Consider the following 15060-nt stretch of genomic DNA (forward strand, 5'->3'; position numbering starts at 1 on the left):
AGGATACAATGATCCTCTGTTTCGATATCGGCGGCACCGCCATCAAGGGTGCCGTCGCCCATTCGCCGACGGACGTGCGGACCCTGCCGCGCGTGCCGACGCCGGCGCATGATTTCGACGCCTTCGTCGGCGTACTCCGGCAGACGCTGGAAGAAATCGGCGAGACGCCGCTGGGCATCGCCATTTCGATTGCCGGGGTCATCGATCCTGAGACGAAGGCGGCGAAAGTCGCCAACATTCCGTGCATCGACGGTCGGCTGCTTGCCGCTGAACTGGAAGCGGCGCTCGGCCTGCCGGTGCTGATTGCCAACGATGCGGATTGCCTGGCGGTTGCGGAAGCCGGCGTCGGTGCGGGCCAGGGGCATCGCATCGTCTTCGGCGCCATTTTGGGCACTGGTGTCGGTGGCGGCCTGGTGGTCGATGGACGGTTGGTGAATGCCGAAGGCGGTTTTGCCGGCGAGTGGGGCCATGGACCGGCCATCGCCGCTTATGCCGGCACGCCGCCGGTCGCCATCCCGCCCTTCGCCTGCGGTTGCGGCCAGAAGGGTTGCGTCGATACGGTCGGCGGCGCCCGTGGCCTGGAGCGGCTGCATCGCCTCGTCCACGACAAGGAGCTGGACAGCGAGCGGATCGTCGCCGATTGGCTGGCCGGCGATGCGGAGGCGGTCCGCACCGTCGATGTGCTCGTCGATCTCGTCAGTTCGCCGCTGGCGTTGACGATCAATATTACCGGGGCGACCATTGTCCCCGTCGGTGGCGGGCTTTCCAATTGCGAGCCGCTGCTCGCTGAAATCGACCGCACGGTGCGCACCCGCACGCTGCGCCGTTTCGACCGGCCGCTGGTGGTGCGCGGCACCTGCCGGGTCGAGCCCGGCCTGATTGGCGCCGCCATTCTTGGCCTGAAGGAGTTTGGCCATGGCTGACATTCTGCTCGAGGTCTGCGTCGATAGCGCAGCCGGCCTGGAGGCTGCCGTTTCCGGTGGGGCCGACCGTATCGAATTGTGCAGCGCGCTTGCGCTTGGCGGCCTCACACCGACGCTCGGGCTGATGCATCAGGCGGCCCGGGTGCCGATTCCGGTCTATGCGATGATCCGCCCCCGCGCCGGTGACTTCATCTATTCTCCGGTCGAAGTGGAAATGATGAAGGTCGAGATCGAGGCTGTGCGCCATGCCGGTCTCGCCGGCGTCGTCATCGGCGCCAACCGGCCGGACGGCCGGCTGGATCACGCTGTGCTGAAAGCCCTGGTGACTGCGGCCGAAGGTCTGGGAAGCACACTGCACCGCAGCTTCGATCTGGTGCCGGATATTGCCGAGGCGGTGGATGTTGCGGTGGATGTCGGTTTCGAACGTATTCTGAGCGCTGGTGGCGCCCGGACGGTCGCGGAAGGCATGGAAGGCTTGCAGGCCGCAATCGCCGCCGCGCGGGGGCGCGTCTCGATCATGCCGGGGGCGGGCGTGACGCTTGCCACCATCGACGCGCTGCTGTCCTGGCCGGCGGTAACGGAAGTGCACTCCTCGTGCTCACGCGTTGTTTGCGCCAGCGGCGGAAAGCTTCTTGCGTTCGGCTTTGAAAGCCCGGAGGCGCGTTCCACAGAGGCGGCAATGGTGGCAGCCCTGAAACAACGGCTCAGAGGCAACTGAGCCTGTCGTCACGCTTCCGTTTTTCTTGTCGCGCCGCCGGCGAAGGACAGGGAAAATTTCAGGCCGTCTGCCTCGTAGGAAAAGGACGTTTCGGCGTCGAATTCCGCCGGAAAGGCGCCGCGAATGAGCCGGGAACCGAAGCCTTCGTGGGTCGGCGCCTCGACGCTGCGGTCACTGCTTTCGTTCCAGCTGAGGCTTACCCTGCCATCGTCGAGGGTCCATTCGATCCGAACAGAACCGGTGCGATCGCTGAGGGCGCCGTATTTGGTGGCGTTGGTCGCCAGTTCGTGGATGACCATCGACAATGAAAGGACTGCCGGCGGGCTGAGATGGCAACTGGGGCCGTCCAGGCTTATGCGTGCGTCGTTCGAATCGCGATGCGGCAGGAGCGAGCGGTCTATCACATCGCGAAGTTCGCCGCTTTCCCAGTCGTCGGCGAGCAAAATGTCGTAGCCGCCGGCAAAGGCGCCGATACGTTGCGAGAACGACTTGAATTCTTCTGGATTCTGGCGCCCGAATGTCTGCCGTGCGATGGCCTGGACGATCGATAGGGTGTTCTTGACGCGATGGGCAAGCTCCCGCCCCATCAGCTTTCGCGCCTCGACCATCTGCTCCGTCTGGCGCCGCCGTTCGTCGAGTTCGTCGAGAAGGTGATCGACGGAAGCGCCGACAAGGCCTAGCTCCCCGTACCGTCCGCCCATGTTCGTCCTCGCCTCGGAATCACCGCTGCGCCAGCGCTGCAGAACATTGACGATCTGGTCTATCGGCTTGAGGATGAAGCGGTTGCCGACAAAGACGGCCGCAAGGACGGCGATGAAGGCCCCGAGCAGAATGAAGGCGACACCGGCCAGCGTGGCCCGGTTGATATCGGCAAACGCCTGTTCTTTAGACATGCCGGCGCCGATGTAGAGTGGGCTGCCGGGAAGCGAAATCGGCTCGTAGCCAACGATGCGCAGTGTTCCGTCCGGGCTTTTTACCTCTACCGTGCCGGCTTTGGTGGCGTTGAAGTATGGTCTGAAGCTCTCGGAAATGCTGGTTCCGACAAAACGCTTCGGATCCGGATTGCGGGCGATGATGATGCCGTTCCGATCCGCGATCGTCACCACGCCACCGGGTGTGACACCCCTTTCGCTGATCCGCTGGTCGAGCCATTCAAGACGGATGCCGGTGGCGATCACGCCTTTGATTTCCGTTCCGCTCCGCAGCGGCATCGCGACCGGCAGGATCGGTCCGTCGGAAAGTTTGCTGATCGTGTATTCGCCGACGACAAAATCCTTGGTAGACAGGGCGTCGCGAACATAACTGCGTTCTGAAAAATCCATGCCGGCGGGCGAACCGAAGCTGTCGCAGACAAGTTTGCCGTCCAGGCCGAAGACGAGGATGGCCCGGATCGGTGGCAATTCGCTGGCGACGCGTTTCAGTGCGTTGGTACATCCGGCCTGATCCAGGTCGGAAACGGCCGGGATCGCCGCGGCGGCAATCAGCACGCTATGGACACCCTCGATGATCCGGTCGACCTCTGACGCGGCCTGCCGCGCGGCCTGCAACGCCTGCTGATGGACCTCCCGGTCACGTTGCTGCCTGGTCAAAAGCTCGTTGTAGCTGAGCATTCCGATAGCGGGAAGCAAAGCCGTCGCCGCAACGGCGAAAAGCCGTCTCCTCACGTCAATTCCCCCCCACAAAGCACTGACGAACCGCGCTTTTTCATCACTTCGCTGCCGATTCGCACGCGCCGCCAAGGATGCCCTTATCCGCCCGCAAAATCCCGCCTTTCTTTCTTATGGTTTGGCGCGCCGCAGAAATTTCAACGTTTCCGGCAAGTAAACGATGAGAATTTTGTTTCACGCCACCCTTGTGGCCCCGTGGCGCACATCATTCTTCAGGAGTATGACCGTGTCCATGCCGCGACGCAACCGGTGACCGTTTGCCGCGCGTATGCGGCGGGTTGCAGTATACGGCAACCGGTTGATCTTTCAGGCGGCTCGGCCGCGAATGCAGGAAACCCATGACCGTCGTAGCTTCCTTTCTCTACCGTGACGGCAAGCGCATCGAAGCCGTGCCGATCGACCTTGCGGTGCCGCCGCAGGACGAAAACACTTTCGTCTGGATCGGCCTGCACGAGCCGACACCGGAAGAGATGAACACGCTGAAACATAATTTTCAGCTGCATCCGCTGGCAATCGAGGATTCGCTCAATCCCGCCCAGGTCCCGAAGGTGGATATCTACGACAGCCAGCTCTTCGTGGTCGCCAAGACGGCCCATCGGGTCGGCGACCGCATAGAATATGGTGTGACATCGATCTTCGTCGGCCGAAACCACATCATTTCCGTCCGCCATGGCTCGGATCGCGGTCACAGCAAGTTGCGCAGCCAGCTGGAGGCGACGCCGCAGACGCTGAAGCACGGGCCGGACTATGTCCTGCACGCCATTCTCGATTTTATCGTCGACGGCTACCTGCCCATCGTCCAGTCGATCGAGGACGAGATGCTCGACATGGAGCAGCAGATGCTGGATGCCTTCCTGGAGCGCGATCAGATCACCCGTATCTTTCGCACGCGTCGCGAGGTCATCCGTTTCCTCAGGGTGATCGGGCCGATGGTGGAGCTGTGCGGCAAGCTGGTCAATCTCGACTTGCCCTGCCTCGACCCCGAGGCCAAGCCTTATTTCCGCGATGTCCTGGACCATGCGTTGCGGGCGGAGATGACCATCGTCGGCCTGCGCGATGTCATCACGTCGGTCTTCGAGGCCAGCAATCTGCTGGAGCAGCAAAGACAGGGTGTCATCACCCGCCAGCTCGCCTCCTGGGCGGCGATCCTCGCCGTGCCGACGGCGGTTGCAGGCATCTACGGCATGAACTTCGAAAACATGCCGGAATTGAAGACGACCTATGGCTACTTCGTCGTGCTCGGCGCCATCGCCGTGCTGTGCTTCATTCTCTATCTTCGCTTCAAGAAAGCCCGCTGGCTTTAGAAGGTGGAAGGGGTTCGCCTGAAAAGGTCAGGCGAACCATTGCTGCACGGTGGGCAACACTTCGATCGTGCCGCGATAGATCATGTCGAGCGCCACGTAGAGGATGATGAGCAGGCCGACATAGGCAATCCAGCGGTGCTTGTTCAGAAGCCTTGCGATGAAGTTTGCGGCAATGCCCATCATGGCGATGGAAAGGGCGAGGCCGATGACCAGCACGGACGGATGTTCGCGCGCCGCACCGGCGACGGCCAGCACGTTGTCCAGCGACATCGAGACGTCGGCGACGACGATCTGGGTTGCGGCCTGCAGGAAGGTCTTCTGGGCCTTGGGTGAACCATCGGCGCCGTCCGCATCATCATGGCTGTTGAAGGCGCGCAACTCGTTCCACATCTTCCAGCAGACCCAGAGCAGCAGCAAGCCGCCGGCAAGCAGCAGGCCCAGGATCGCCAGCAAATGCACGGTGATGGTGGCAAACAGGATGCGCAGAAGCGTTGCGGCGATGATGCCGACGGCAATTGCCTTGCGGCGTTGCTCGGCCGGAAGGCCGGCCGCGGCAAGGCCGATGACGACGGCGTTGTCGCCGGCGAGGACGAGATCGATGGCGATGACCTGAAGAAGCGCTGCCAGGCCGGCAGCAGTGAACAATTCCATGAAGTCAAGTCTCCGGTAGTGGAGGCGTGCTAGCGCCTTGCAGGGAAGGCGTCAACCGGCGGCGGCGCTCCCGCGGGCAATATTGTTTAACCGCAAAGCGATTTTGGGCCTGATCGTGCTTTACCGTAAATGGAGAGAGCAGGCCCCGCCGTCTGCCGAACCCTAAATGTCGGCCCGGCTATTGACGGGAAACCGAGAGGTGCTAGTCTTTTACTTAAGCTGTTAACAAGTTGCGGCAACGGCGCTGCTAGACAATCGATGGCGATGAAGCCTCTCTGTATCCTTTGGAAAAAGGAGACGGGGAGGTTTTTGCTTTTTTGCACCTCGAAGGTCTGGCAGTTTTGGGCGCTGCAGCATGTTCCGGCACAAAGAGACGGCAAAAGCCGCTTGGGAACATGAATATCTTAACCTGGGAGCGACTGAGTTGAATAGATCGGCCCAAACGACCGAACCCTGGCGGGTCGGCGTGCTGTTTTCCCGTACGGGCTTCATGTCCGTCATCGAGGAAACGCAGCTGCGCGGCACGCTGATAGCGATTGATGAAATCAATGATCGTGGCGGCATCAACGGACGCCCGCTCGAGGCGATCATCTATGATCCGGGATCGGATACGAGATCCTACGGCCATCTGGCCAAGCGGTTGATGGTCGAGGACGGTGTGAGCACGATCTTCGGCTGCTACACCTCCTCCAGCCGCAAGGCGGTCCTGCCGGTCGTCGAGCGGTTGAACGGGCTGTTGTGGTATCCGACGTTGTATGAAGGCTTCGAGTTTTCACCGAACGTCATCTACACCGGTGCGACGCCGAACCAGAACAGCCTGCAGCTCTGCAGCCTGCTGATGAAACTCTACGGCACCCGGTTCTTCTTCATCGGCTCGGACTATATCTATCCGCGCGAATCCAATCGCATCATGCGGGAGATGGTCGGAAAAAGCGGTGGCAGCGTCGTCGGCGAGCGCTACGTGCGTCTCGGCGCCTCGCGGTTGGAGTTTGCGCCGATCATGCAGGAGATCAAGCGGGTGCAGCCGGACGTGGTCTTCTCGACCGTCGTCGGCGATGCCACGACCTATCTCTATCAGGCCTATTCCGACATGGGGCTCGATCCGAAAGTCATGCCGATCGCCAGCCTCACGACCTCGGAAGCGGAGATCGCCGCCATGGGCCACGATGTGGGGGAGGGGCATCTGACGGCTGCTCCCTATTTCCAGGGGATCGGCAATACGCTGAACAGCGCCTTTGTCGGCCGCTACCAGAAGCGTTACGGCAGCGATGCGCCGACCAACATGTGCCTGGAGGCATCTTATTTTCAGGTGAACGTCTTTGCGAGAACGCTGGAACGGGCCAACTCGCTGGAGACGCCAAAACTGCGGGCAATGGTGATGGGGTCCGAATTCGAAGCGCCGCAGGGCAATGTCTCGATCAATCCGAACTGGGGCCACGCCGACCTCTGGTCGCGGGTGGGCCGGGCCAATCGTGGCGGGCAATTCGACATCCTGTTCGAATCGCGCACGACGGTGAAGGCGGACCCCTATCTCATCGGGTATGGGCGATCCGTCAGCTACGTTTGAATGAGAAGAAACTTGGACGGAAACGAGGGCAGGAAAGTCAGCATGGGAAGGTTAGAAATGTCGCAGGAGCGGCGGCCCGCTCCTCCGCGGGCGGAGATGCGAAGTGGTGCTCCCAGCCTGCAAAGCCAGTCGAAGGCCCTTGCCGAGTTGAGCGTCGCGCTGATCGTCGATCTCGACAGCGATGGCGAGCGGCTCTTTCGGGAGTTGCAGCGGCTGCGCTGCACGGTCAAGCATATCTGGCCGATCCCGCCGCAATTGCCGGAAAGTTTCGATGTCGTCTACTGCACGCTGGTGGAGGACCTGCCGCGCCGCATTCCCTGGCTGCCCGGCGAGCCGGCCAGCACCTTCATCATCGTCGACAAGGGGCATGAGCCGCTCAATCTCAAGCTCATCCACAATTGCGCCGCCCACGGCCTGATCCATTTCCCCGTCACGCCGCGTTCGACCACCGGCAGCCTGGCGATGGCGCGGGAGCATTTCCTCTACGAGCAGCGGCTGCGGGGACGCATCGAAAAGCTCGATGAAAACCTGCGCACGATGCGCACCGTCGAACGGGCGAAAGCCATCCTCATGCGGGTGAAAAACATCACCGAGGAAGAGGCGTACAACCACCTGCGCAACCAGGCGATGGAGCGTCGCGTGACGATTGGCGCGGTCGCCAATGCGATCATTGACTCGCATGAACTTCTCAGTTAACACTTTCCTTCGTTAATCGCGGCAAGGGCGCCGCGTACATAAGGGTAATGTAACCCCACAGTTTCCGCCGACGCGGGACGTGGGGTTTTTTGTTGTCTGTTCGGGACGGCAGAAGCTTGGCGGCGAAGATGCCGCATCACATGAAGGCAACAGGGCCTCGGAACGGTCTGCCATACGGCAGCTCGCTCCGGGGCCTTTTTTATTTCTGGAGAGGAACACAATAATGAAAAGCAACAGGCGTCAATTCCTCGTCGGCAGCGCTGCGTTCGGCACGTTCGCAGCCACCGGCTTCCCGCATATCTGGAGCAAGAACGCAGACCTCGCCCGCGCCGCGGACGGTGAGATCAAGGTCGGCGTTCTTTTCTCGCTGACCGGCACCACCGCCATCATCGAGGAGTCGCTCAACAAGGCGACGATCATGGCCATCGACGAGATCAATGCGGCCGGTGGCATCAACGGCATGAAGATCGTGCCTGTCATCGAAGACCCGGCCTCCGATCCCGCGACCTTCGCCGAAAAGGCCCGCAAGCTGGTGCTTAGCGACAAATGCGTTTCGGTGTTCGGCTCCTATACCTCGGCCAGCCGCAAGGCGGTGCTGCCGGTGTTCGAAAAGCAGGACAACCTCTTCTGGTATCCGACGCTCTACGAAGGCCGCGAATGCTCGAAGAACGTCATCTACACGGGTGCGGTGCCAAACCAGCAGCAGGACGATTTCATTCCCTGGCTGGTCGAAAAATTCGGCAAGCGCTGGTACCTGATTGGCTCGAACTACATCTACCCGAAGGAAGAAAACAACTACTGCAAGAAGCTGCTCGCCGAGCTTGGCGCGGAAGTCGTCGCCGAAGAATACGTGCCGCTCGGCCACTCCGAATTCTCCTCCGTCATCAATAAATTGAAGGCGGAAAAGCCGAATGTGATCTTCTCAACCGTCGTCGGCGATTCCGTCGTGGCGCTGCACCGGCAATATCACGCCGCCGGCCTCGATCCCGCGACCATGCCGATGGCCAGCCTGACCACCTCCGAAAACGAGGTTGCCGCCATGGGCGGAGCTGCTGCCGCCGGCCACTTTACCTCCGCACCCTATTTCATGGTCTGGGATTCGCCTGAAAACCAGAAATTCGTCGAGGCCTACAAGTCGCGCTGGGGCGGCGACAAGGTCACGCATTTCGTGTCGGAATCCTCCTATTTCCAGGTGCATCTCTTCAAGCAGGCCGTCGCCAAGCTCGCCGCCAGTGACATCACTCCGGACGGCATCCGCGAGGCGGTCAAGGGCGAGCAGTTCCAGGCGCCGCAGGGTCTCGTGAAGGTCGAGCCGGAAAACCTGCACTGCTGGCTGACGCCGAAGATCGGCCAGTGCCAGCCGGACGGCCAGTTCAAGATCCTAAAGCAGTCCGCCGCCTGGCTCGAGCCCGACCCGTACAAGGCCTATCCGAACCAGAAGTGCACTGCAGACGGCCTGAAGACGATCTGATCCCCCAGCGACCTCGGCGGGAGGTCAGAGCTCCCGCCGTTCCTTTTTCCGAAAGGTTTGCCTTATGGATCTTGTCGTCTCACAGCTGCTCACCGGTCTCAGCATCGCCTCGATCCTGATGCTGGTGGCGCTCGGCCTTGCGATCATCTACGGCGTCACCGGCGTCATCAATCTCGCGCACGGCGAGTTCGTCATGCTCGGCGCCTATTGCGCCTGGGTGCTGCAGACACAGTTCGGGCTGGGGCTGCTGGCGAGCCTCGTGCCGATCTTCCTCATTCTCTGCCTGTTCGGCTGGATCATCGAGGCGGTGATCATCCGCCATCTCTACGATAGGCCGCTCGACACCATCCTTGCGACCTGGGGCATCGGCGTGATGGCGCAGCAAGCGGTGCGGCTGCTGGCCGGGGGCGAGCTTCGTTATGTCGAGATGCCGGCTTCGCTCTCCAGCAGCGTCAACATTCTCGGCGCCACCGAATCCGCCTATCGCCTGTTCGTGCTGGCGGTCGCGCTCGGGCTGTTTGCCGTCACCTGGTACATATACCGTAAGACGACGTTCGGGCTGAAGCTCAGGGCCATCACCCAGAACCGCTCCGTCGCCTCCAGCTTCGGCGTTAATTCCGGCCGCATCTACCGGCTGACCTTCGCTTACGGTGCCGGCATCGCCGGGCTGGCCGGAGCGCTGGTGTCTCCGCTGAAAAGCGTGTCGCCGGAAATGGGCACGACCTATGTCGTCGATGCCTTCATGGTGGTCGTGCTCGGCGGCGTCCAGAGCCTGTTCGGCACCATGGCGAGCTCCGCCATTCTCGGCGAGCTTTCCGGTTATCTGGCCTTCTTCAGCAACGACACCATCGCCAAAGCCGTGGTGCTGGTCGCCATCGTCATCCTCATCCGTTTCCGTCCGCAAGGCCTGTTCGTCACGCGTGTCCGCGCATGACGGCCAGTCAGACAAGAGGGAATAAAACCTTGCTCGGCAAAACAACCGCACAGATCCTCATTTACGGCGTCGTCTGTCTGGCGATCCTGCTGGTACCCGTCTTCCTCGACGATGCGTTCCTGCTCAACAAGTTCGCGCGCTACCTGGTCTTCGCCATCCTGGCGATCTCGCTCAGTCTGTCCTGGGGCTATGCCGGCATCCTCAATCTCGGTCAGGCGGCGACCTTCGGGATAGGCTCCTATTGCATGGCCATGGCGCTGAAACTGCGGACCATCCCGGTGCACACCGGTTCGGACGGCCTGCCGGACTTCATGGTCTGGAACAACGTCACCGAACTGCCGCTGATCTGGCAGCCCTTCTACTCGATGAGTTTCGCGCTGATCGCGGGCATCGTCGTGCCGGCCGTCTTTGCCGGCCTGCTCGGCTGGTTCATGTTCGGCGGTCGCATCACCGGCGTCTATGCGGCGATCATCACGCTGGCCGCCATGGTCGTGGTCAACCTGTTGATCGTCGACCAGCAGGCCTATACCGGCGGCTTCAACGGCATCACCGATCTGGCGCAGTTCGATATCGCCGGCTTCACCTTCGATGCCTATTCACCCTCGACCTATTATCTCGTGGCGGTTTGCCTGGCGGCGACGCTGTTTGCGGCGCTGGCGATCACCAAGTCGAAGACCGGGCTGATCCTGCAGGCGATCCGCGACCAGGAGGACCGCGTGCGCTTCTTCGGTTACGACGTCGCCCGCTACAAGACCTTCGTCTTCATGGCATCGGCAGCGATCGCCGGCATTGCCGGCATGCTCTACACCGTCGTCATGGAGTTCGCCTCGCCGACCTTCCTCAGCGTTCCGCTGAGCCTGTCGGTGGTCATCTGGGTGGCGGTCGGCGGACGCCAGAGCCTGCTCGGCGCCGTGCTCGGCGCGCTGATCGTCACCGGCGTCCAGGGTACGCTGTCGGAATCCGAAGCCTTCCTCGACACCTGGACGCTGATCATGGGCGGCCTTTTCGTCCTCGTCGTCCTCATCATGCCCAAGGGGCTGGCCGGCGCGCTGGAAATGCTGGGTAACCGTCTCTTCGCGATCGGGCGGCATCCAGCAGCAGCGACCCATGAGGAGGAGATCAATGCCTCGCTGGAGCGCGCATCATGAACGGCTATCAACTGCACATGGATCAGGTCTGCGTCTCCTTCAGCGGCTTCAAGGCGGTGTCCGACCTGGATTTTAGGGTCCGCCAAGGCGAGTTGCGTTGCCTGATCGGCCCGAACGGCGCCGGCAAGACGACGACGCTCGACCTGATCTGCGGCAAGACGAAAAGCACATCGGGCGAGATTTCCTTCAACGGCGCGCCGATCCACCGCCGCAAGGAATACCAGATCGCCCGGGCCGGCATCGGCCGGAAATTCCAGGTGCCGAGCGTCTTCCGCGAGCTGTCGGTGCGCGAAAACCTCGCCATCGGCGATTCCCGTCTCCCTGGCATCCTCGCCAACCTCTTCCGCTTCGGCTCCGGCCACGAGCGTGACCGCATCGAGGAACTGGCAGACCTCGTCAACCTCAAGGATGCGCTCGACACGCCGGCCGCGCATCTGTCGCACGGCCAGACGCAATGGTTGGAGATCGCCCTGGTGCTCGCCCAGAACCCGGCACTGGTGCTGATGGACGAGCCGACGGCGGGGATGACGGCCCAGGAGACACGCAAGACGGCGGACCTCTTCATCCGTCTCCGGGGCCGTCACACCCTCATCGTCGTCGAGCACGACATGGGGTTCGTCCGCGACATCGCCGAGACGATTTCGGTCATGCACCAGGGCCGTCTGCTGGCCGAGGGGTCGGTCGAAGAGGTCTCGCAGGATGCGCAGGTGCGCGAAGCCTATCTGGGTTCGGGAGGGATCGGCCATGCTTGAGCTTGCCAATGTCGATGGTTTCTACGGCCGCAGCCGGGCGCTGCAATCGGTATCGCTGTCGGTCGGCAACGGCGAGTTCCTAAGCGTGCTCGGCCGCAACGGCGTCGGCAAGACAACTTTGCTGCGCACCATCCTCGGGCTGATGAGCCGCACGGCCGGCTCCATCCGCCTCGATGGGGTGGAGGTCAACGCGCTGCCGACCCACCAGCGGGCGCTCGCCGGGCTTGGCTACGTGCCGCAGGGGCGCGGCATCTTGCCCGCCTTCACGGTACGGGAAAACCTGATGCTCGGCACCTTCGCCACCCATGGCAATCAGGGCCGCATCGGCGAATGGGTGCTGGAGTTGTTCCCGATCCTCAAGGAATTCTTGAACCGGCAGGGCGGCAATCTTTCCGGCGGCCAGCAGCAGCAGCTCGCCATCGCCCGTGCCTTGCTGTCGGAACCCAAGATCCTGCTGCTCGACGAACCGACGGAAGGCATCCAGCCCAACATCGTCGAGCAGATCGAAGACGTGCTGATCGATCTCAACCGCAGCAAGGGCCTGACGATCGTGCTTGTCGAACAGAACCTGAAGTTTGCCCGGCGCGCGTCGGGCCGCTTCGCCATCCTCAACCGCGGCAGCGTCGCAATGGCCGATGAGATCGGCAGGCTGACCGACGACATCATCCACCAGCATCTCGTCGTCTAGAGCATTTCCAGCCGAAGCGGGATCGCTTCGGCGTCGGACAATGCGGTCAAAACAAAGAGATAGAACAACCCCAACAGGAGAAAAATCATGTATCACGGCGATATTACCAGCAGCAAGGACACGGTCGGCGTCGCGGTCGTCAACTACAAGATGCCGCGCCTGCATACGCGTGACGAAGTGCTGGCCAACGCCCGTAACATCGCCACGATGATCGAGGGCATGAAGGTCGGCCTGCCCGGCATGGATCTGGTGATCTTCCCGGAATATTCCACCCACGGCATCATGTACGATTCCAAGGAGATGTACGAAACCGCCTCGCAGATCCCGGGCGACGAGACGGCGATCTTCTCCGAAGCGTGCCGCAAGGCCAATGTCTGGGGCGTGTTCTCCCTGACAGGCGAGCGCCACGAGGAGCATCCCCACAAGGCGCCTTACAACACCTTGATCCTGATGAACAACAAGGGCGAGATCGTCCAGAAATACCGCAAGATCATGCCGTGGGTGCCGATCGAGGGCTGGTATCCCGGCGATTGCACCTATGTCTCCGAGGGGCCGAAGGGCCTGAAGATCAGCCTGATCATCTGCGACGACGGCAACTATCCGGAAATCTGGCGCGATTGCGCCATGCGTGGCGCCGAACTGATCATCCGCTGCCAGGGCTACATGTACCCCGCCAAGGAACAGCAGGTGCAGATCTCCAAGTCCATGGCCTGGGCGAACAACTGCTATGTTGCGGTTGCCAATGCTTCCGGCTTCGACGGCGTCTATTCCTACTTCGGCCATTCGGCGATCATCGGCTTCGACGGCCGCACGCTCGGCGAATGCGGCACGGAAGAAAACGGCATCCAGTATGCCCAGCTTTCCGTGTCGGCCATCCTTGACGCCCGCCGCAACGGCCAGTCGCAGAACCATCTCTTCAAGCTGCTGCACCGCGGCTACACCGGCATGATCAATTCCGGCGATGGCGATCGAGGCCGGGCGGCATGCCCCTACAACTTCTATGCCCAGTGGGTGAACGATCCGGAAGGCACCCGCGAAATGGTCGAGGCGCTGACGCGCCAGACCGTCGGCACCGACGAATGCCCGATCGACGGCATACCCAACGCAGCCAGCGCCCATCGCTGACGCGCACCCGGGGCTATCCGGCTCCCAGGCGGATAGCCCCATCACCAAAAACACAAAAAGAGGGGAATGAAAAATGTCTACACATTCTGCAAGACCCGGCGACGGGTCGCCTGTCGACGCCGATCACGTGCTCGGCGAGGAATACGAACATACGCCGGTACCGCTTGCGGCCCGGCGCAGCCTGTTTTCGATGGTGACGGTCTGGGCCGGTTTCCCGATGATCATCACCGGCGCCATGACCGGCTCCATCCTCGTGCTCGGCATGGGTTTTTCCCGCGCCCTCATCGCCATGATCGTCGGCAACCTGATCATGCTCGCTTATGTCGGCGCGCTCGGCCTATCGTCGACCAGGAGCGGCATGAACTTCGCCCTGATCGCCTCGCGGGTGTTCGGCACGAAGGGTTATGCGCTGGCCTCCGGATTGCTTTCGACACTGCTGCTCGGCTGGTTCGCGGTGCAGACAGGCATCACCGGCGCCTTGATCTCCAGCACTTATGGATTGAACTACGTGGCGATGACCATCGTCGCCGGCCTGCTCTACATCGGCATCACCTTCATCGGGGTGCGCGGATTGCACCTGATCGGCCTCGTCTCGGTGCCGCTGTTTTTCGTCCTCGGCCTGTTCGTCGTCCTGCATTCCGCTTCGACCACGACCGTCGCCGCGATCTGGTCCTATGCGGGCAACAACGGCGTGGCGACCATGTCGATGGGCGTCGGCCTGACGGTGGTGATCGCCCTGTTCATCGATGCCGGCACGGTCACGGCGGACTTCAACCGCTGGGCCAAGACCGGATCGCATTCGCTGATCGCAACCTTCTCGGCATTCCCGGCATCGAACCTCGTCGCCATGCTGGTCGGCGGCATCATGACGGCGGCGCTCGCCGTGCCGGATGCCAATCCCTTCGGCTCCGACAACATGTTCGGCTACATGAATTCGCTGCAGGTCGGCTGGCTCAGTGCGCTGGCTTTCCTGTTCATCTACATCAATCTCGGCTCCGTCTGCTCGCATTGCCTCTACAATGCGGCAACCGGCTGGTCGCGTATTCTCAGCTCGAAGATGCGGCTTTTGGCCGTGGTGCTCGGCGTTATCGGCATCGCCATTGCCGCCGGCAACGTTTGGGCCTTTTTCATCCAGTGGCTGTCGCTGCTCGGCATCGTCGTCCCGCCCATCGGCATGATCCTGCTGGTCGAAGCCTACATCATGAAGAATAGCGGCACGACCGAGAAGGAATGGCGGTCAACGCCGTTCATTTCCTGGGCCATCGGTTCGGCGGCCGGTTTCGTCGTCGAATTTTATGCGCCGCAGATCTCCACGGCGATCAGCGCCGGCATCGTTGCAGCCGTCGCGCATCTGGCGCTTTCCGTGCTGAAAGATCGCCGTGCAACGGCGAGCGCGCCGGTCTAAAAAAGTGGCGG

The 15060-nt window shown here is 61.9% G+C and carries 14 protein-coding genes; 12 read left to right on the plus strand and 2 right to left on the minus strand.

Going from position 1 to position 15060, the window contains the following annotated elements; all coding sequences use genetic code 11:
* Window positions 1–8 precede the first annotated feature (8 nt).
* Both ACSQ3I_RS04235 and ACSQ3I_RS04240 read left to right on the plus strand, forming a co-directional pair.
* A complete protein-coding gene (locus ACSQ3I_RS04235; protein ID WP_435996354.1) occupies window positions 9–923 on the plus strand; it encodes an ROK family protein in 915 nt (304 codons plus the stop codon).
* The gene (locus ACSQ3I_RS04240; RefSeq protein ID WP_435996356.1) at window positions 916–1641 is read left to right on the plus strand and encodes a copper homeostasis protein CutC; all 726 of its coding nucleotides are present in this window, start codon (window positions 916–918) and stop codon (window positions 1639–1641) included. Before ACSQ3I_RS04235 ends, ACSQ3I_RS04240 begins: the two co-directional genes overlap by 8 nt.
* A gap of 8 nt (window positions 1642–1649) precedes the next feature.
* Here the strand turns inward: ACSQ3I_RS04240 and ACSQ3I_RS04245 are convergent, their stop codons facing one another.
* Complete coding sequence (locus ACSQ3I_RS04245; protein WP_435996357.1) at window positions 1650–3305, minus strand: sensor histidine kinase; 1656 nt, start codon at window positions 3303–3305, stop codon at window positions 1650–1652.
* 341 nt (window positions 3306–3646) lie between these two features.
* Here ACSQ3I_RS04245 and ACSQ3I_RS04250 point away from each other — a divergent pair, with 341 nt between their 5' ends.
* Complete coding sequence (locus tag ACSQ3I_RS04250) at window positions 3647–4612, plus strand: magnesium and cobalt transport protein CorA (RefSeq protein ID WP_435996359.1); 966 nt, start codon at window positions 3647–3649, stop codon at window positions 4610–4612.
* 27 nt (window positions 4613–4639) lie between these two features.
* Here ACSQ3I_RS04250 and ACSQ3I_RS04255 read toward each other — a convergent pair whose 3' ends face one another.
* Window positions 4640–5263, minus strand: coding sequence for a TerC family protein (locus tag ACSQ3I_RS04255; protein ID WP_435996361.1), 624 nt, complete (start codon window positions 5261–5263; stop codon window positions 4640–4642).
* A 424-nt stretch (window positions 5264–5687) separates the two neighbouring features.
* Between ACSQ3I_RS04255 and ACSQ3I_RS04260 the strand changes: the two genes are divergently transcribed.
* The 9 genes from ACSQ3I_RS04260 to ACSQ3I_RS04300 all read left to right on the plus strand — a co-directional run bounded on the left by ACSQ3I_RS04260 (window position 5688) and on the right by ACSQ3I_RS04300 (window position 15049).
* Window positions 5688–6830 carry a transporter substrate-binding domain-containing protein gene (locus ACSQ3I_RS04260; RefSeq protein WP_435996362.1) on the plus strand — a complete coding sequence of 381 codons (1143 nt, stop codon included), beginning with the start codon at window positions 5688–5690 and terminating at the stop codon, window positions 6828–6830.
* A 42-nt stretch (window positions 6831–6872) separates the two neighbouring features.
* Window positions 6873–7526, plus strand: coding sequence for an ANTAR domain-containing response regulator (locus ACSQ3I_RS04265; protein WP_435996364.1), 654 nt, complete (start codon window positions 6873–6875; stop codon window positions 7524–7526).
* A gap of 223 nt (window positions 7527–7749) precedes the next feature.
* Window positions 7750–8997: a transporter substrate-binding domain-containing protein gene (locus ACSQ3I_RS04270; RefSeq protein WP_435996366.1), complete on the plus strand. Its 1248-nt coding sequence runs from the start codon at window positions 7750–7752 to the stop codon at window positions 8995–8997.
* A gap of 64 nt (window positions 8998–9061) precedes the next feature.
* Window positions 9062–9931, plus strand: a complete 870-nt coding sequence (gene urtB / locus ACSQ3I_RS04275; protein WP_435996368.1) for an urea ABC transporter permease subunit UrtB — start codon at window positions 9062–9064, stop codon at window positions 9929–9931.
* 29 nt (window positions 9932–9960) lie between these two features.
* Window positions 9961–11079, plus strand: a complete 1119-nt coding sequence (gene urtC / locus ACSQ3I_RS04280; protein ID WP_435996370.1) for an urea ABC transporter permease subunit UrtC — start codon at window positions 9961–9963, stop codon at window positions 11077–11079.
* Window positions 11076–11831, plus strand: a complete 756-nt coding sequence (gene urtD, locus ACSQ3I_RS04285; protein WP_435996372.1) for an urea ABC transporter ATP-binding protein UrtD — start codon at window positions 11076–11078, stop codon at window positions 11829–11831. The genes urtC and urtD overlap by 4 nt, the downstream gene beginning before the upstream one ends.
* A complete protein-coding gene (gene urtE, locus ACSQ3I_RS04290) occupies window positions 11824–12519 on the plus strand; it encodes an urea ABC transporter ATP-binding subunit UrtE (RefSeq protein ID WP_435996374.1) in 696 nt (231 codons plus the stop codon). Before urtD ends, urtE begins: the two co-directional genes overlap by 8 nt.
* 87 nt (window positions 12520–12606) lie before the next feature.
* Window positions 12607–13644 (plus strand): aliphatic amidase, encoded by a 1038-nt coding sequence (locus ACSQ3I_RS04295; protein ID WP_435996376.1) that lies wholly within the window; start codon window positions 12607–12609, stop codon window positions 13642–13644.
* 73 nt (window positions 13645–13717) lie between these two features.
* Window positions 13718–15049 (plus strand): purine-cytosine permease family protein, encoded by a 1332-nt coding sequence (locus ACSQ3I_RS04300; protein WP_435996378.1) that lies wholly within the window; start codon window positions 13718–13720, stop codon window positions 15047–15049.
* Window positions 15050–15060: the final 11 nt, after the last annotated feature.

Source organism: Rhizobium sp. LjRoot30, assembly GCF_964253915.1.
In the GTDB taxonomy this organism is placed as follows: Bacteria; Pseudomonadota; Alphaproteobacteria; order Rhizobiales; family Rhizobiaceae; genus Metarhizobium.